Origin of the sequence: Dactylosporangium sp. NPDC051484 (genome assembly GCF_040689395.1) — a bacterium.
GTDB lineage: Bacteria > Actinomycetota > Actinomycetes > Mycobacteriales > Micromonosporaceae > Dactylosporangium.
This window is the reverse complement of record NZ_JBFAZX010000022.1, coordinates 25,481-41,537: the sequence shown is the minus strand read 5'-3', so window position 1 is coordinate 41,537 and position 16,057 is coordinate 25,481. Positions and strand designations below refer to the sequence as shown.

Annotated in this window: 14 protein-coding genes and 2 pseudogenes; 9 read left to right on the top strand and 7 right to left on the bottom strand. The window is 70.8% G+C overall.

Features of this window, described 5'->3' with window-relative positions; all coding sequences use genetic code 11:
* The first annotated feature begins 5 nt into the window (after positions 1-5).
* The 3 genes from AB0367_RS28220 (at position 6) to AB0367_RS28210 (ending at position 2,973) form a co-directional block, all read left to right on the top strand.
* A complete protein-coding gene (locus AB0367_RS28220; RefSeq protein ID WP_366229536.1) occupies positions 6-131 on the top strand; it encodes a chaplin family protein in 126 nt (41 codons plus the stop codon).
* 142 nt (positions 132-273) lie between these two features.
* A complete protein-coding gene (locus tag AB0367_RS28215) occupies positions 274-1,788 on the top strand; it encodes an acyl-CoA carboxylase subunit beta (protein WP_366229464.1) in 1,515 nt (504 codons plus the stop codon).
* Positions 1,789-1,815: 27 nt separating this feature from the next.
* Positions 1,816-2,973 (top strand): acyl-CoA dehydrogenase family protein, encoded by a 1,158-nt coding sequence (locus AB0367_RS28210; RefSeq protein WP_366229463.1) that lies wholly within the window; start codon positions 1,816-1,818, stop codon positions 2,971-2,973.
* A gap of 7 nt (positions 2,974-2,980) precedes the next feature.
* On the opposite strand, the gene AB0367_RS28205 is transcribed toward AB0367_RS28210, so the two are convergent.
* The gene (locus tag AB0367_RS28205) at positions 2,981-4,456 is read right to left on the bottom strand and encodes a glutamate--cysteine ligase (RefSeq protein ID WP_366229462.1); all 1,476 of its coding nucleotides are present in this window, start codon (positions 4,454-4,456) and stop codon (positions 2,981-2,983) included.
* A gap of 198 nt (positions 4,457-4,654) precedes the next feature.
* Positions 4,655-5,230, bottom strand: coding sequence for a YceI family protein (locus AB0367_RS28200; protein ID WP_366229461.1), 576 nt, complete (start codon positions 5,228-5,230; stop codon positions 4,655-4,657).
* Positions 5,231-5,327: 97 nt separating this feature from the next.
* Here AB0367_RS28200 and AB0367_RS28195 point away from each other — a divergent pair, with 97 nt between their 5' ends.
* Positions 5,328-5,816, top strand: coding sequence for a MarR family transcriptional regulator (locus AB0367_RS28195; protein ID WP_366229460.1), 489 nt, complete (start codon positions 5,328-5,330; stop codon positions 5,814-5,816).
* A gap of 231 nt (positions 5,817-6,047) precedes the next feature.
* On the opposite strand, the gene AB0367_RS28190 is transcribed toward AB0367_RS28195, so the two are convergent.
* The 3 genes and pseudogenes from AB0367_RS28190 to AB0367_RS28180 form a co-directional block, all read right to left on the bottom strand.
* Positions 6,048-8,471: a tetratricopeptide repeat protein gene (locus AB0367_RS28190; RefSeq protein ID WP_366229535.1), complete on the bottom strand. Its 2,424-nt coding sequence runs from the start codon at positions 8,469-8,471 to the stop codon at positions 6,048-6,050.
* 657 nt (positions 8,472-9,128) lie between these two features.
* Positions 9,129-9,371: pseudogene (locus tag AB0367_RS28185) on the bottom strand (helix-turn-helix transcriptional regulator); the annotation flags it as partial.
* Between the two features lie 119 nt (positions 9,372-9,490).
* The gene (locus tag AB0367_RS28180) at positions 9,491-10,927 is read right to left on the bottom strand and encodes a hypothetical protein (protein WP_366229459.1); all 1,437 of its coding nucleotides are present in this window, start codon (positions 10,925-10,927) and stop codon (positions 9,491-9,493) included.
* A gap of 135 nt (positions 10,928-11,062) precedes the next feature.
* Here AB0367_RS28180 and AB0367_RS28175 point away from each other — a divergent pair, with 135 nt between their 5' ends.
* Positions 11,063-12,028 carry a PASTA domain-containing protein gene (locus AB0367_RS28175; protein ID WP_366229458.1) on the top strand — a complete coding sequence of 322 codons (966 nt, stop codon included), beginning with the start codon at positions 11,063-11,065 and terminating at the stop codon, positions 12,026-12,028.
* 158 nt (positions 12,029-12,186) lie between these two features.
* Here the strand turns inward: AB0367_RS28175 and AB0367_RS28170 are convergent.
* Positions 12,187-12,384, bottom strand: a pseudogene (locus AB0367_RS28170) (hypothetical protein); the annotation flags it as partial.
* A 376-nt stretch (positions 12,385-12,760) separates the two neighbouring features.
* Here AB0367_RS28170 and AB0367_RS28165 point away from each other — a divergent pair.
* From AB0367_RS28165 to AB0367_RS28150, 4 genes are all read left to right on the top strand, one after another.
* Positions 12,761-13,561: a helix-turn-helix transcriptional regulator gene (locus AB0367_RS28165; protein ID WP_366229457.1), complete on the top strand. Its 801-nt coding sequence runs from the start codon at positions 12,761-12,763 to the stop codon at positions 13,559-13,561.
* Positions 13,561-13,788 carry a DUF397 domain-containing protein gene (locus AB0367_RS28160; protein WP_366229456.1) on the top strand — a complete coding sequence of 76 codons (228 nt, stop codon included), beginning with the start codon at positions 13,561-13,563 and terminating at the stop codon, positions 13,786-13,788. Before AB0367_RS28165 ends, AB0367_RS28160 begins: the two co-directional genes overlap by 1 nt.
* 122 nt (positions 13,789-13,910) lie before the next feature.
* Positions 13,911-14,378: a hypothetical protein gene (locus AB0367_RS28155; protein WP_366229455.1), complete on the top strand. Its 468-nt coding sequence runs from the start codon at positions 13,911-13,913 to the stop codon at positions 14,376-14,378.
* A gap of 380 nt (positions 14,379-14,758) precedes the next feature.
* A complete protein-coding gene (locus tag AB0367_RS28150; RefSeq protein WP_366229454.1) occupies positions 14,759-14,977 on the top strand; it encodes a hypothetical protein in 219 nt (72 codons plus the stop codon).
* 261 nt (positions 14,978-15,238) lie between these two features.
* On the opposite strand, the gene AB0367_RS28145 is transcribed toward AB0367_RS28150, so the two are convergent.
* Positions 15,239-16,045 carry a WecB/TagA/CpsF family glycosyltransferase gene (locus AB0367_RS28145; RefSeq protein WP_366229453.1) on the bottom strand — a complete coding sequence of 269 codons (807 nt, stop codon included), beginning with the start codon at positions 16,043-16,045 and terminating at the stop codon, positions 15,239-15,241.
* Between the last annotated feature and the right edge of the window lie 12 nt (positions 16,046-16,057).

Here is a 16,057-nt window from a genome sequence, read left to right as displayed (position 1 = left end):
CCGGCCTGCTCAACGGCAACCAGCTCGGCACCACGCTGCAGCTGCCGATCAACATCAGCGGCAACGCCGTCTCGCTGCTGGGCCTCTCGAACGCCTCGAGCTCGGGCGGGGCGCAGGCCTCCTCCTGCTGACCTCCCGCTGACGCTGGTGGCGGTATCCCCCTGATCCGCAAGCGGTCCGCCGCGAATGTTGGAATTTCGCCTCCGCGTCGGCTAACCTGAACGATCGTTAGGTATGAACGATCGTTCAGGCAGCCGACGCGGAGGTCGCACCATGGAGGGTGATGCCCTCAACCAGACGCGCAAGCGGGTCGAGGCCGGCGGCGGGGAGAAGTACCACGCGGCCAACGCCGCGCGCGGCAAGCTCTTCGCCCGGGAGCGCGTCGCCCTGCTCGTCGACGAGGGGTCCTTCGTCGAGGACGGGCTGTTCGCCAACGCGCTGGCCGACGGGCTGCCGGCCGACGGTGTGATCACCGGCTCGGCCACCGTCGACGGGCGACCGGTCTGCCTCATGGCCAACGACTCGACCGTCAAGGCCGGGTCCTGGGGCGCGCGGACCGTCGAGAAGATCATCCGGATCATCGAAAAGGCCTACGCCACCGGCGTGCCGATGGTGTACCTCGTGGACTCCGCCGGCGCGCGCATCACCGACCAGGTGGAGCTCTTCCCCGGCCGGCGTGGCGCCGGGCGCATCTTCCACACCCAGGTTCGGGCCAGCGGCAGCATCCCGCAGGCCTGCGCGCTCTTCGGGCCCTCCGCCGCCGGCGGCGCCTACATCCCCGCGTTCTGCGACGTCGTGGCGATGGTCGAGGGCAACGCGTCGATGTATCTGGGCTCGGACCGCATGGTCGAGATGGTCACCGGCGAGAAGACGACCCTTGAGGCGATGGGCGGCGCGCGCGTGCACTGCGCCGAGAGCGGCGTCGGGCACTTTCTGTGCAAGACCGAACAAGAAGCCATCGATGCCGTACGCCGCTATCTGTCCTACCTCCCGTCCAGCTGGACGTCGGAGCCGCCGGCGGCCGAGGCGCGGGCCGAGACCGGCCTGCCCGAGATCCCGGGCAACGAGCGGCAGGCCTTCGACATGCGCAAGGTCGTCAAGGGCCTGCTCGACGAGGGCTCGTTTTTCGAGATCCAGGCGCTCTGGGCGCGTGAGCTCACCGTCGGTTTCGGCCGCCTCGACGGGCGTACCGTCGGCGTCGTCGCCAACAACTCGATGTTCAAGGGCGGCGTGCTCTTCGTGGACTCCGCCGACAAGGCGACCCGGTTCGTCCAGCTCTGCGACGCCTTCAACGTGCCACTGCTCTTCCTCGCCGACGTGCCGGGCTTCATGGTCGGCTCCGCGGTGGAGAAGCAGGGCATCATCCGGCACGGCGCCAAGATGATCACGGCGATCTCCGAGGCGACCGTACCCAAGATCTGCGTGGTCGTGCGCAAGGCCTACGGGGCCGGCCTCTACGCGATGGCCGGCCCCGGCTTCGAGCCCGACGCCACGATCGCCCTGCCCACCGCCAAGATCGCGGTCATGGGCGCCGAGGCCGCCGTCAACGCCGTCTACGCCAACAAGATCGCCGCGATCGCCGACGAGGACGAGCGGGCCGCATTCGTCGCCGCGAAGCGCGCCGAGTACGAGCGCGACATCGACATCATGCGGCTGGCCAGCGAGCTCGTCGTGGACACCGTCGTGGAGCCGGCGGCGCTACGGGGTGAGCTGGTGCGCCGCTTCGCCGCGGCCCGGGCCAAGGACCGCGCGTTCTCCCGCCGTCGTCACGGCGTGACACCCGTCTGAAGCGCCGACTTCCAAGGAGGGATCACGATGGTTGACTTCACCCTTACCGAGGAGCTCGAGGCGCTGCGCTCCAACGTGCGCGATTTCGCCCACGACGTCGTCGCCCCGGTGATCGGCGGCTACTACGAGCGGCACGCCTTCCCCTACGACCTGGTCCGCCAGATGGGCAAGATGGGGCTGTTCGGGCTGCCCTTCCCGGAGGACTGCGGCGGGATGGGCGGCGACTACTTCGCGCTGTGCATCGCGCTGGAGGAGCTCGCCCGGGTCGACTCGTCGATCGCGGTGACCCTGGAGGCCGCGATCTCGCTCGGCGCCATGCCGATCTTCCGGTACGGCACGCGGGCGCAGAAGGAGCACTGGCTGCCCAAGCTCACCTCCGGCGAGGCCCTCGCCGCCTTCGGCCTGACCGAGCCCGGCGCCGGGAGCGACGCGGGCGGCACCCAGACCCGCGCGGTGCTCGACGAGGCGACGGACGAGTGGGTGATCAACGGGTCGAAGGCCTTCATCACCAACTCCGGCACCGACATCACCGCGCTGGTCACGGTCACGGCGGTGACCGGCGTCAACCCGGACGGCAGCAAGGAGCTGTCGGCGATCATCGTGCCGAGCGGCACGCCCGGGTTCACCGTCCAGCCCGGGTACTCGAAGGTCGGCTGGTGCGCGTCCGATACCCACGAGCTGAGCTTCGACGATGTGCGCGTGCCGGCGGAGAACCTGCTCGGCGAGCGGGGCCGCGGTTACGCGCAGTTCCTGCGGACCCTCGACGAGGGCCGGGTCGCGTTCGCCGCGCTCGGCGTCGGGCTCGCGCAGGGCTGCGTCGACGAGTCGGTCGCCTACGCCAGGCAGCGGCAGGCGTTCGGCCGGGCGATCGGGGAGTACCAGGCGATCCAGTTCAAGATCGCTGACATGGAGAGCCGGGCACACACCGCGCGGCTGGCCTACTACGACGCGGCGAGCCGGCTCGTCAACGGGCGGGACTTCAAGCGCCAGGCCGCCATCGCGAAGCTCTCGGCCAGCGACGCGGCGATGGTCAACGCGCGGGAGGCGACGCAGGTGCACGGCGGGTATGGCTTCATGAACGAGACGCCGGTCGGCCGGATGTACCGTGACGCCAAGATCCTGGAGATCGGCGAGGGCACCTCCGAGGTCCAGCGGATGATCATCTCGCGCTCGATCGGGCTGTAGGCGCCGCCTACACCGGCCACGTGTGGACCGGAACGTTCTCGTGCAGCCCCTCGGAGTACCGCAGCAGCATTTGTCGCAGCGCCAACGGCCGCTCGAGCCGATGGCGCTCCTGTAAGGAACGCACGACCTCGGTCTGCCAGGCGGCGCCGTTGCGCCCGGTGCGACATCGGCCCTCGATGACTCCGAGCAGCCGGTCCCGCGTCTGTGCCGGCACCCCGAAGCGGTCCAGGCCGGCCTCGGCCAGCGGCAGCAGTTCGCGCAGCACCAGGTCGGTCACCGGCACCTCGCCGCGCTTCGGCCACCAGACCCGCGCGTCGAGCCCCTCGCGAGCGGCGGTGTGGAAGTTCTCCTCGGCCGCCGAGAATGGCATCTGCGTCCAGATCGGCCGGTCCTGCTCGCATAACGCACGGACCAGGCCGAAGTAGAACGCGGCGTTGGCGAGCTGGTCGACCACGGTGGGGCCGGCCGGCAACACGCGGTTCTCGACGCGCAGGTGTGGGCGGCCGTTCATGATGTCGTACACCGGGCGGTTCCACCGGTAGATCGTGCTGTTGTGCAGACGCAGCTCGCCCAGGCGCGGCACCCCGCCGGCCTCGAGCACGGCGACCGGGTCCTCCTCCTCGGTGATCGGCAGTAACGGCGGGAAGTAGCGGACGTTCTCCTCGAACAGGTCGAAGATCGAGGTGATCCAGCGCTCGCCGAACCAGACCCGCGGGCGTACGCCTTGCGCCTTGAGCTCCTCCGGCCGGGTGTCGGTGGCCTGCTCGAACAGCGCGATGCGGGTCTCGGCCCATAGGCGTTTGCCGAAGAGGTACGGCGAGTTGGCCCCCACCGCCACCTGCACCCCGGCGATCGCCTGCGACGCGTTCCAGTACATCGCGAAGTCCTCGGGTGCGACCTGCAGATGGAACTGCACGCTCGTGCACGCGGACTCGCCCGCGATGGAGTCCGACTGGGCTTCGAGCCGCTCCTGCCCGCGGATGTCGAGCGTGATGTCCTCGCCTCGGGCGTTGATGATCTGGTCGTTCAGCAGCCGGTACCGCGGGTCGTTGGACATGTTCGCCAGCACCAGGTGCTCCGGGCGCAGCGTGGGCAGGATGCCGATGAGCACCAGTCGGGCGTCGGACTTGCTCGCCCGCTCGTCGGCGTGCACGAGGCTGGCCAGGATCTCCCGCTCGTACACGTCCAGGCCGTCGCCCTCGATCACCCTCGGGGCGACGTTGATCTCCAGGTTGAACTGGCCCAACTCGGTCTGGAACGTGGGGTCGGCGAGATCGGCGAGCACCTCGGCGTTGCGCATGGCCGGCTGGGCGTCCGGATCGATGAGGTTGACCTCGATCTCCAGGCCGGTCATCGGCCGATCGGAGTCGAACCGGAAATCGTTGAGCATGAGTGCGAAGACATCGAGGCAGCGGCGAACCTTCCGCCGGTATCGAGCGCGGTCCTCACGCGAGAAGGCTCCCCGTGTGACATCCTGGCCCATACCTGCCCCCTGGCCCCTCTTGGACCCCTCACGTTAGGAGTAGTCGAGAGGCACCGCTAGGGACAAAATGGACACACCGGCAGCCGACGGTGAGCAAAGCCTTGCGGAGGGTGGGAGATTTCGCCCACCCTCTGCACGATGACCAAACTCCGGCGCTTCGGAAATTTCTGTCTTGCCGGTTTCTTGGAGCGCGGCGGCTCAGGGCTGGCGCACGCCTTCGGCGCCGATCTCGATCTTGACCTTCCGGCCGACGAGGACGCCGCCGGTCTCGAGGGCCTGGTTCCAGGTGATGCCGAACTCCTCGCGGTCGATCTCGGTCGTCGCGCTGAAGCCGATGACCTCCTGGCCCCACGGGCTCTTCGCGTGCCCCTCGAACTCGACGTCCAACTCGACCTCGCGCGTGACGTCGCGGATCGTGAGGTCGCCGACCAGCTTGAACTCGTTGCCGGACAGGCCCACGACGCGCTTGCTCTTGAAGGTCAGCGCCGGCCACTGCTCGACGTGCAGGAAGTCCGGGCCGCGCAGGTGCCCGTCGCGGTCGGCCACGCCGGTGTCGATGCTCGCCGCGTCGATGCTCACCTCGACGTGCGACTCCAGCGGGTTCTCGGCGATGACGATGCTGCCGCTGGCGCTGGTGAAACCGCCGCGCACCTTGCTCACCATCAGGTGCCGCGCGGTGAAGCTGACCCGGGTGTGCGCCGGGTCGAGCTCGAACTTGCCCGGCGCCGGGATGGTGAGGCCCTGGTACTCGCGGGTGTTGGCGGGTGCCGTCATGGTGACTCCCTCGGTTGTGCGGTGTTGAAGAAGATTGCCTCAGCAAATGTACACTCAGCAGAGTCTTGTTCGTCAAGTTCTCTGCTAGACTGGCACTGTGGCCGACGAGATGCTGGAAGATCCGCGAATCACCGCCATGGGCCTGTTTGTGGAGGCCTTCACCGGGGTGAACGCGCGGCTCAACGTCCAGCTGGCCGAGCACGGCCTCGGCACCGTCGACTTCGAGGTGCTGGTGCGCCTGGCCCGCTCGCCCGGCAGTGAGCTGCGGATGACCGACCTGGCCGCGCAGACCGGCCTGTCCACCAGCGGTGTGACCCGGGTCGTGGACCGCCTGGAGCGCGACGGCCTGGCAATGCGCCGGGCCTGCCCGACGGACCGGCGCGGCTCGTTCACGGTGATCACGCCGGGCGGTCTCGCGAAGATGCGTGACGTGCTGCCCGGGCACGTGGCGCTGATCGAGGAGTGGTTCACCGGACGGCTGAGCCCGGCGGAGCTGGACACCCTGCTGCGTGGCCTGCGCACGATTCGCGACGCGGTCCGGCCGGACGCCACCTCGGGTGTCCCGTCGCTGCGCCCCGCTGCCTGATCGCCGCGGCGCTCGATGCGCCGACCCATGCCTCGATGCCTCATCGGCGTTTGCCGGGTGCGGGCCGGGATGCCGTCGCTGTGGGTCAGGTTGTGCACCGGCAGAATTACCGGCAGGTCCGAGTTCACTGTGGGTACAAGTCGGAAATCTCGGTCTTTTGGCTTTTCTGCTGGGATAACGTTCGCCGCCGGGGAGGCTCGGCGCGCCCCGGCGGGGCCGGCACGGACGAAGCTAGGTGGGCAGGCGTGTCAACGCGCCCAGGGGGTCTTCGTCCGTGCCCTTCAGGGTTGAAAGCAGCCGGTGCTCTCGCGGCAGCAGCGTCGCGTGGGTGCGCTCCCGCAGGCCGGCCAGATCCTCGAACGCGCGGTCACGCCGGTCCGGCCCGGCGGTCGCGGCCAGACCGGTGAGCGCCTCGAGCACGTTCCGGACGTCGTCCCGGCCGGCGAGCAGGTCGGCCGCGGACTCGAACGCGTTCGCCGCGGCGGGACGGTCGCCCCGCGCGAGCGCCAGGTAGCCCTCGATCATCGCCGCCGCACCGGCGCCGCCCGCAGACTCGGGAAGCTCGGCCAGTTCGGCCAGCATCGCCGTCGCCTCGGCCGGGCGGCGAGTCTCCGCGAACGCCTTGCCGAGGGTACCGAGCACACGCACGCGGTGCGCCGGGTCGCCGACCTCGGCGATCGTGGCCGCGGCGCGACGGGCCAGGTCGACCGCCTCGTCGAACCGCCCGTCCAGCCGTGCGATCTCGGCCAGGTTCGCCTTGGTGAGCGCCCGGATGCGCGCATCGCCGGCCTCGGCCGCGCGCCGGCCCGCCTCGGTGAGCCGGCGCGTGGCCGCCGCGAGGTTGCCGGCCAGCACGTCGTCGAACGCGAGATTGTTCTGCGCGACGGCGATCTCGCGCACCCGGCCGGTGCGAACGGCCAGGCCCAGCACGTGCTCGTTGTGCCGGCGCGCCTCGTCGGTGCCGCCGAGCGCCTGCCAGATCCCGGCTAGCAGGGCCCTCGCGGTCAGCTCTCCGGCCACGTCGCCGCGCCCGGTGATCACCAACAGTGCCTCCTCGGTCGCGCACAGCTCGCTCACCCCCTGGCCGTGCGCGGTGGCGAGCATGGCGGCGCCGATCTGCGCCAAGGCACGCACGGCGGGATCGCACTCCCGCGTGCGCCGGTCGTCGAGCAGCCGGCGCAGCAGCTGGTGCGCCTCCACGTGCCGGCCGCGCAGCAGGCACCAGCGCGGGATCGCTCCCGCCAGGCGAAGTGCGGTCTCCGGTTCGCGGACCGCGGCGTAGCGCAGCGCCGTGCGGATGTCGCTGTTGAGGTAGTCCAGGCGGGAGACCGCAGCCGCGCTGTCCGGGCCGGTCAGCTCGGCCGAGGCGCGCACGGCCACGCGGGTGATGACCTCGGCGTGGCGCAGCCGGGCGACACGCAGTTCGCCTGTCTCCGCGCACCGCTCGGCGGCGAAGTCGAGCACCACGTCGAGCAGCCGGAACCGCAGGTCGCCCGGCCCGCGCACGCTCACCAGGCCGAGGCCGACGAGCCGGTCCAGGACGGCCTCGACGTCCTCGGCCACACCGTCGAGCAGCGCTTCCGCGAGCTCCACGGACCACCGCCCGCGAAACATCGCCAGCCGCCGCAGCGCGGCCTGCTCCCGCTCCGCGAGTAGCTGATAACTGGCCGCGACCGCATCACGCAGCCGCCGCCCCGCCGGGTCCGTGGGTGCGAGGTCCAAGAGCCGGTTGCCGTACCGCGACAGCAGCTCCGGCAGTTCCAGCACCCGGCAGCGGGCGGCTGCCAGTTCGATCGCCAGCGGCAGCCCGTCGAGCCGGCGAACCAGCTCGGCGATCGGGTGGATCTCGTCGTCGCGGGCGGGCTCGCGGCGTACCAGCCGGAGCCGCTCCACGAACAGCGCCACCGCCGGCACGCGGCGCAGCGCGGCCACGTCGAGGGCGGTCAGGGCGACGTGCGGCTGACCGGGCGGCACCTCCAGCGGCTGGACCTGCCAGTCGACGGCCCCGGGCAACTCCGCCGCGACGGGCCGGCGGCTGGTGACCAGGATGCGTATCACCGGCAGCCGGGCCCGCAGCCAGCCGATCGCCTCGACGGCCGCGCGCGGCGAGCGGTCGATGCCGTCGACGACGAGCAGGGCGGGCAGAGCTGGCACAGCGGCGGTGTACCGCTCCACCAGCTCCTCGGCCCGGGCGACCCCGAACACGGCGGCGACTGCGGAAAAAATGTCGGTGGGCTGGGATATGTTGGTGATGCTCACTGAGACGGCGGTCCAGCCAGACGCCGCCGCCGAGTGCGCCACGGCATGGGCGAGGCCAGTCTTGCCGACGCCGGCCATGCCGATGAGTGCGATCAGTTCGGCGGCCGACCCGGGCCGTGGGAATGCTCCCTCTGCACCGGCGACGCCCCTGTCCCAGCTCTCGTCAGTTCCCCAGGCATCGCCCATGGCGCCGTGGAGCCCTCTGTCGCCTCGCCCGGAGATCGCGTTCGCCGCTCCTCGGGTCGCCGCCGCCTGGGTTGACGGCATGCCTAGCAGCGTGAGCAGTTCGGCAATGTCGGCATCGCGGCCGATGAGCGGGGGCAAGGTCGGCAGCGGCAGGGTGGTCGGCGGCCCACCGGGCATCGTGGCCACGGCCGGACCCACGGCTGGACCCACGGCCGGGTCGTGCGGTGGCGTCGCACCTAAACCGCCGGTCGATCCCCGGTGCGGCGGCGTTGAGCCGGGACCGCCGGTTGATGCCCGGTGCGGCGGCGTTGAGCCGGGATCGCCGGTCGATGCCCCGTATGGCGGCGTCGGGCGGTGATCGCCGGTCGATGCTTCGTGCGGTCGTGTCGGGCCGTGGTCACCTGTCGGTGTCGCGAGCGGCGGTGTCGCGCCGCGCTCGCCGAGGGCTGGGCCGTGTGCTTCTTCGGGTCGCTGGTGTCCGTGCGGCTCCGAAGGGCGACGTCCGGGGGATCGGTCGGTGGCGGGTGCCGCGGGATTCCGGGGGCGGGCGTGGCGCATCAGGCTGCCATGGCCTGCGGTGGGTCGCAAGCCGGTGCTCACCGGGCCGCTGTTCATATGTTGGGGCGTGCTCGTGTGATCAGGCGGGCGACCCGCCGGCGAAGCCATCGAACGGTCGCCGGGCGGTGTGGGCCACGGCGCTGCGGGTGGGGGCGCTGTCGCAGCGCCAGGCCGTGTGGGCCACGGCGTGGTGGTCGCGGGTGGGGCGGGGCCGGCGTGGCAGGCCTGGCAGGCGTGGCCGAGCTCGTCGGTTCCGGCGTGGATGGGCTGCGGGCCGCGTGGGTTCGGGATCGGTGGGCGGCCCGTGGCGGCGGTCAGGAACGCCTCGCGGTCGGCGCCCGTGAGGTCCAAGGCGTCGGCGAGCAGCGACACGGTGTTGCGCTGCGGACGGGCGACGCGGCCGCGCTCCAGCTCGCGGAGGGTGCGCACACCCAGGCCGGCCCGCGTGGCAAGTTCGTCCTGGGTCAGTCCCCTGGCTAGGCGGCGGGACCGCAGCGTCGCGGCGAAACCCGCTCCGGCGTTGCGCGGATCATGATCCGCAACTGGAGACATGTTGTGGAAGGGTACTGAGCGACGGGGGTCCGAAACAGGCACGCGTCGGAACCATGACCGTTGTCGGTATATCACGTAAAGACCGGTTTGCGGCAGCGGTGCGGGAAGCTCGAAGACGGTCACGTCGACGATGACGGCTCCCCGAGCCCGCCGTGGCTCGCGGGCGATTCGGCCGGCTTCCCGCGGCCGCGCTTTGTCCGGGACGTCGACTTGGCCAGCGCGATGTCGGTGGTCGAGTCGGTCGGCCAGAGCGGTGTGCCGGCGCCGGTCGAGGCCGAGGCCGACGATGACAAGGCCGACGATGACGAGCCGGCCGGGGCGGGCTCCTCGCCGGCGGTGTCCTCGGCGTAGGCGCGTCCGGCGGCGTCTGACGAGTACGTGCGGCCGACTGACTCGGCACTACCGTACGCCTGCGACGGCGCGTAGGCGTCGGATTCCAGGTCGGTGGCGGAGTTGAGCCCGGCCCCGACGGGGACCGGCTCCCGCGACCAGGAAGCGTCCGAGCCGCTCAACGGGCGCAGCGGGTCGGTGTCCGACTCATCGTCGGTGTGGCGTCGGGCCTGGGCGGCGTCGGCCTCGGCCAGCGCTGCGGCCCAGTCCGAGTACTCGGCGGCGGCGCGGTCGTCGCGCTCGGCGGCGGCCGCGCGGCGCTCGGCCCGGGACTTGGCGAGGGAGCCACGGGGGCCGATCGCCGACACGATGACCGACCCCGCCAGGCCGGTCAGCACCGCGTACGGCGCGATGACGAACGCCGAGAGGTGCTGGTCGTGCTCGCCGAGGGCGGGCGTGGCCAGGATGTAGGCGATGTCCACCAGCAGCGGGCCGGCCATGCCGGAGACCGCCACGCCGACGCGGTTGTCCCCGCGGCGACCGGCGGGCCAGGCGGCGAGGACGCCGATGACCAGGGCGATGGCGAGCATGAGCAGGGCGCCGGGCAGGTTGACCATGCCGCGGACCCAGGTCGCGTCGGTGAACCGCCAGGTGCCGAGCTGGGCGGCGGTGGCGGTGTCCCCGTCGGCGTGCACGACGTCGGCGACCGCGACCACGGCCAGCGTCCACAGCCAGGCGGACGAGGCGATGATGTTCGCGGCGATCGCCCGGGCGGCGAGCGCGCCGACCGCGACCAGCAGGCCGACGATCAGGCCGGCGATCGCGTATCCGCCGGCCGCGAAGTACGGCGCCACGTTGTCCGGCCGCGGCGTGCGCGCCGGGATGGCCACCAGCGGCACGATGATCAGCGAGCCGACGGCGGCGGCGAGCGCGATCACCACCCGCCAGGCCACGATCAGGGCCTGTCCGCCGGCGCTGTCCGGGTCGGCCGGGACGGGCGCACCGGCGCCGGCGAGCCGATCGGCGCAGATGGCGCCGATGACGGCCGAGGACGCGGCGAGCCACGCCACCCAGGCGAGGCTGCTGACCCAGACGGTGGCGCTGTCGCCGGTCGGCTGCCAGGAGATGATGCCCAGGCCGTAGCCAAGGCCGAGCTGTGCGGCACCCGCGCCGGCCGCGACGCCGACCGCCGTGAATATTGAGGTTGCCCAGCTTCGTGCCGCCATGCCGCGCAGCGTACGCCCAGCCGTCCACCCGGGCGAGTCCAGAAATCGGGCCGGATCGCCGGTGTGCTGAAGGCCGCGTGGAGTCATCTGACGCCGGGCGGGCGGGTAGGCCGGACGAGGTGGTGAACTGGAGATATGGCGAACAGCCCGGACCGGTCAGCCGACGACGACGACTCCTCGACGCAGCCCTTCTGGCCGTTCGGCGAGGACGGCGAGCGGGACTGCCACGGCGAAGAGCCGGAGCGCGAGAGTCACGAGGACGCCGAGGCCACGCAGGTGCACCGGCCGTCGGACGCCACCACGCAGGTGCACCGGCCGGCCGATGAGGCTACGCAGGTGCACCGACGGTCGGACGAGGCCACGCGGGCCAGCGGGCCGCCGGACACGATTCGGGTCGACCGGCCTTCGGAAGCGACGCGGGCCTATCGGGCGCCGGACGTGACGCGGCTGGAGCGGCCTGCGGGCCGGGACGAGCACGTGGGCGAGCGGTGGTCGGCGCGGGCCGGGGTGCCGGTGCCAGGCGATCCGTCGCCGCGGCGGCCCGCGCCGCAGGAGTGGGCGGGCGGGGAAGAGGACCCGTACCAGGGGCGATCCTGGTACAGCCCGGTGATCGTCGGCGTCATCGCGGTCGTGCTCGTCGGGGCGTTGAGCGTCGGGCTGTACCTCATTTATCGCGCCACCGCGAGCGGGCAGAACGCGCCCGGCGGGGTGGACCCGACGCCCGCCACGACCGTGGCCTCAGCGCCGGCGCCGTCGAGCGTGCCGCCCGAGTCGTCGGCGGCGCCGGCCTCGGAGGCGCCGGCCACGTCGAGCGCCGCGTCGCCGCCCGGGCGGGTCGTGATCCCGCCGCTACGCGGCTACACGCTCGCGGAGGCGACGGTGAGGCTGCAGGTGCTCGGGCTCAACCTCGACGTGCAGCGGCGGGTCGACGACTCGCTGCCGCCGGGCGAGGTGCTGTCGTCGCGGCCCGGCGAGGGCGAGACCGTGACGGCGGGCGACACGGTGACCCTGATCGTCGCGGCCGCCCCGTCGCCGTCGCCGTCACCGGCGTCGTCCAAGCCGAAGCCGCAGCCGCAGCCCAGCGCGTCCGCCAGCGGCTGACCCGAGACGTGCTGGGACGCGGGGGCGACGCATGAGGGGGGCGCGGGGTCGGCCGCCCGGCGGCCGACCCTGGCGAGCGGTCTCAAGCCGACCGTGACCGGCACGCCCGCGCGCGCCGGTGTTGTGGCGCGCTGGGTGCGGGCCGCGAAACCCGGCTGCAGGCCCTGGAGCTGGACGAAGATGGAGCGGCGTTCCACCGCGTCGCCCGCCGCGTTGAGCTGGTATCCGTCCAGCCAGGCCCATCCGTCATACGTCTGCCAGTCGTGCACTCTGATCACCCGGAACAGCATCGGCTGCGTGAACTGGACACTCGCGGCCTTGGTCACGCGCAGCACGTCACCGGTTCTCGGTAACACGGTGGGACTCCTGTCTTCGGTCGGCTTGTGAGGGGGAAGGTCGGTCACGGTGCTCGTCGCGGGGGCGGGTCCGTAACCGCCGATCGGTCCGATCGTTGGTCGCTGCGTCCACTGGAGGCGGATTGTTAAGGAAAGTGAACAATCCGTAACCCCAGCCACACGCACAGGTTGCCCGAGAACAGGGATCAATGCAACTTGCAAGACGAAGTTTCCGCCATGGGTATGAGTCGCCGAATGCCGTGCCGAGTCGCCGCGCGCGGCTTTACGCTGTTGCGCTGATCTATACGTAAGTTATCTACGTAGGTCCGGCGGCGCGGAGGTGCGACACGTGGTAAGTCGACGAGGCAGCCCGACCCTCCGGCGCCGGCAACTGGGGATGGAGCTGCGGCGGCTGCGCGAGGCCGCGCACGTGACCATCGACCAGGTCGCCGAGCGGCTGGAGTGCTCCGGATCCAAGATTTCGCGGATCGAGACGGGTCAGACCGGTGTGACCCCGCGCGACGTGCGGGACATGCTGGACATCTACGGCGTAGATCCCGGGTACGCCGACCAGTTGTTGAAGTTCGCGCGTGAGGCGCGGCAGAAGGGTTGGTGGCAGCTGTACGGTGATGTGCTCACGGGCGCCTACGTGGGGCTCGAGGCCGCCGCCGATCACATCCGCTCATACGAGGCCTTGGTCGTTCCCGGTCTGCTGCAGACCGAGGAGTACGCCCAGGCCATGATCTACGCCGCCCGTCCCGACATCGGCGCCGCCGAGGTCGAGAAGAGGGTGCGTGTCCGTATGGGCAGACAGTCGTTGCTCACTCAGGATGACCCGATCGACCTCTGGGTGGTGCTGGACGAGGCCGTCCTACACCGTCCGGTTGGGGGAGGTGGGGTCATGCGTCGTCAGCTTGAGCACCTGAGCCTGGTAGCGACCTGGTCGAACGTGACCCTGCAGGTCCTGCCCTTCTCCGCCGGCGCACACGCCGGGATGGACGGGGCTTTCACGACGTTGCTGTACGACGAGTCCGCCGGGCAGAGCTTCGTGTTCGCCTCGAATGCGGCTGGCGGTCTCTTTCTCGAGAAGGACGACGAGCTGCAGCGCTACGGATTCATCTTTGACTGCTTGCGCGCCAACGCACTCCGTCCGGACGAGTCAGTGTCGATGTTCGTGAAGCTGGCAAAGGAGCTGTAGTGAAAATCGAAGCCAAGGGCTTCGCCGTGAACCTCGACGGTGCGGCGTGGCGCAAGAGCACCCGTAGTGGTCCGTACTCGGACAACTGCGTCGAGGTCGCATTCGTCGGTGGCGCGGTGGCCCTCCGCGACTCGAAGGACAGAGCCGGAGCGGTACTGCTGTTCACGCCGGAGGAGTGGCTGGCCTTCGTCGACGGCACCAAGGACGGCGAGTTCGACCTGGCGTGATCGCACGCCGGGCGCGACCGGCCGGCCCGTTCCGCGGCGTAACGCCTGCGGGGCGGGCCGGCCGTTTTCGGCGAATCGCACCGTATTGCAGTACTTCCCCGAGCGAGATAAGGCTTCCTACTGTGAGCATTGGCCCCGAAAACTTCGCCAACGGATCGTCGAAGATCGACGACCGTTTCTCCGGGCAACTGGGTAGCTACCGTCCGGGCGGTCGCCGGGACGGCATCGGCGACGGGCCGCTCGACGAGCTGTCGCCGCCCAACGGCTCGCCGCTGGACCAGGCGTCGATGCCGCTGGACATGACGCCGCCCGAGCCCTCGCTCGTCGCGGATCTCGGACCGCTGACCGGGGGCGCGTTCAGCGCCGGATCGCTCGGTAGCGGGCCGCTCACCGAGCCGATGCTCGGCCGTGATTCGTGGGTGGACACGCCGAGCGGCTCTTTGGCCGACCACCCGCTGCTGCGCGGCCTGTTGATGGAACTGCCGCCGAAGGGCACGCCGCCGCAGCAGGATTGGCTGGACCGCTGGTTCGAGGCGGCCCACAGCATTCTCAAGCTGATCTACTCGCAGGAGGCGCGGCCGCTCAAGTAACGCGAGCGTACGCACCTGCCTGTCTATCGACAGGTCGATCCGCACCCTGTAAAAAGCAGGGAGGACTCGACCTGGGGAGGTCGGACGGGCTCCGGGGTGCGCCGAGCGCGGCCGGAGCCCGTCATGAGCACCCCGCTCCGGCGTTGTTCGACCCGTGGGGCGCGGCCGGCGTCCGCGAGTAGGGCACGGATCTCTCTCAAGACCGCCGGATAGCGGCCGATGTGGGCAGTTGCGCAAGATCAGTGAAATCGGCCGAATGTCCGATTGGTCGCGCAACGTTCGGTCGGGTGGCTTTTCGCAAAGTTGATGGTCGATCTTGAAATGTCCGCTTAGCTTGGTCGGAGTTTGCCGGTGGTGAGGGGGATGCAGGGGTGAGTGACGTGTCAGATCTGATCTTCGCGCTCGTGAGCGGCGGCGGCCTGCTGGCCCTGAGCATCGGCGCTTTCGGCGTCCTGGACGCCTACCACAAGCGTGGCATCGGCAAGAAGCGAGTCGACTGGTTGATCGGTCTGTACGCGCTCGGCGTCGTCGCGAACATCGTCGCCTACGTGATGCTCGACCGCTGGTACATCGCCGCGCCGCTGGCGCTCATGCTGTGACCGGCCGAGCGCGCCTTCGACAAGCGGGGCACCTTCAAGCGCCGCACCGCCAAGGTTGACGCCATCACGGGCCGCTGAGAGCCCACTGCGACGGCGACCGGCCCAGAATTGATGTGATATTTCCGGCAATTTCGGACACATCCGCATACCGTGGAACGACGCGAATGGGCGCCCAGAGGGGCGCCCATCGGCGTTTCAAGAGGTTGCGCAGAGCCTGCTCAGAGCTCGTTCAGAGCACACTCAGAGGCCATTCACAGCTGATCAGACGGCGAAGGTCTTCAGAGGTTCCGTGGCCGGCGGTGGCGGGGTCGCGCGCCACAGGCGGGCCTTCTGCGCGCCCAGCCGGGCCAGGTAGTTCGGGTTGAGCAGGATGTACCGCCGCCACAGCCGCTTTGGTTCGAGCCCGAGGCGCCACAGCCACTCCAGGGCGTACTTCTGCATCCACGCGGGCGGGTTCTTCAGGCCGCCGGCGTGGTAGTCGAACGCGGCGCCCACGGCGAGCATCGGGGCGTCGACGAGGGGCTTCATCGCGTAGACGAAGACCTCCTGCCGCGGGCAGCCAAGGCCCACCATGACCACGCGCGCGCCCGAGGACTTGATCCGGGCGGCGATCTGCTCCGGCTCGCCGGCCTCCGCCTGGCGGAACTTCGAGGGCTCCATACCGGCGACCTTCAGGGCCGGGAACCGCTCCTGCAGCTTCTGTGCCAGCCGGTCCAGCGTCTCCTGGGTCGAGCCGTAGAAGTACACCGGCAGGCCATCCGCGGCGCTCGCCTCCAGGACCTTCAGCGTGAGGTCGGGGCCGTAGACGCGGTCGGCGAGGCGGGCGTGGTGCAGCAGGTTGAGTGCCCACCGCACCGGCTGGCCGTCGGGGGTCACCAGGTCGAACGAGTTGAGCCGGGCGCCGTGCGCCTTGTCCTGCACGCCGGTCATCACGCCGTGCACGGCGAGCGCGGTGACGGCGAGTGGGCGTCCCTCGTGGGCCGCGCTCATCACCTTGCCGACGGCGCTGTCGTAGTCGACGGCGCTGACGTCGACGCCGAGAACGTTTCGCTTGCCTCTGTCAATCACTGTCGATCCCGA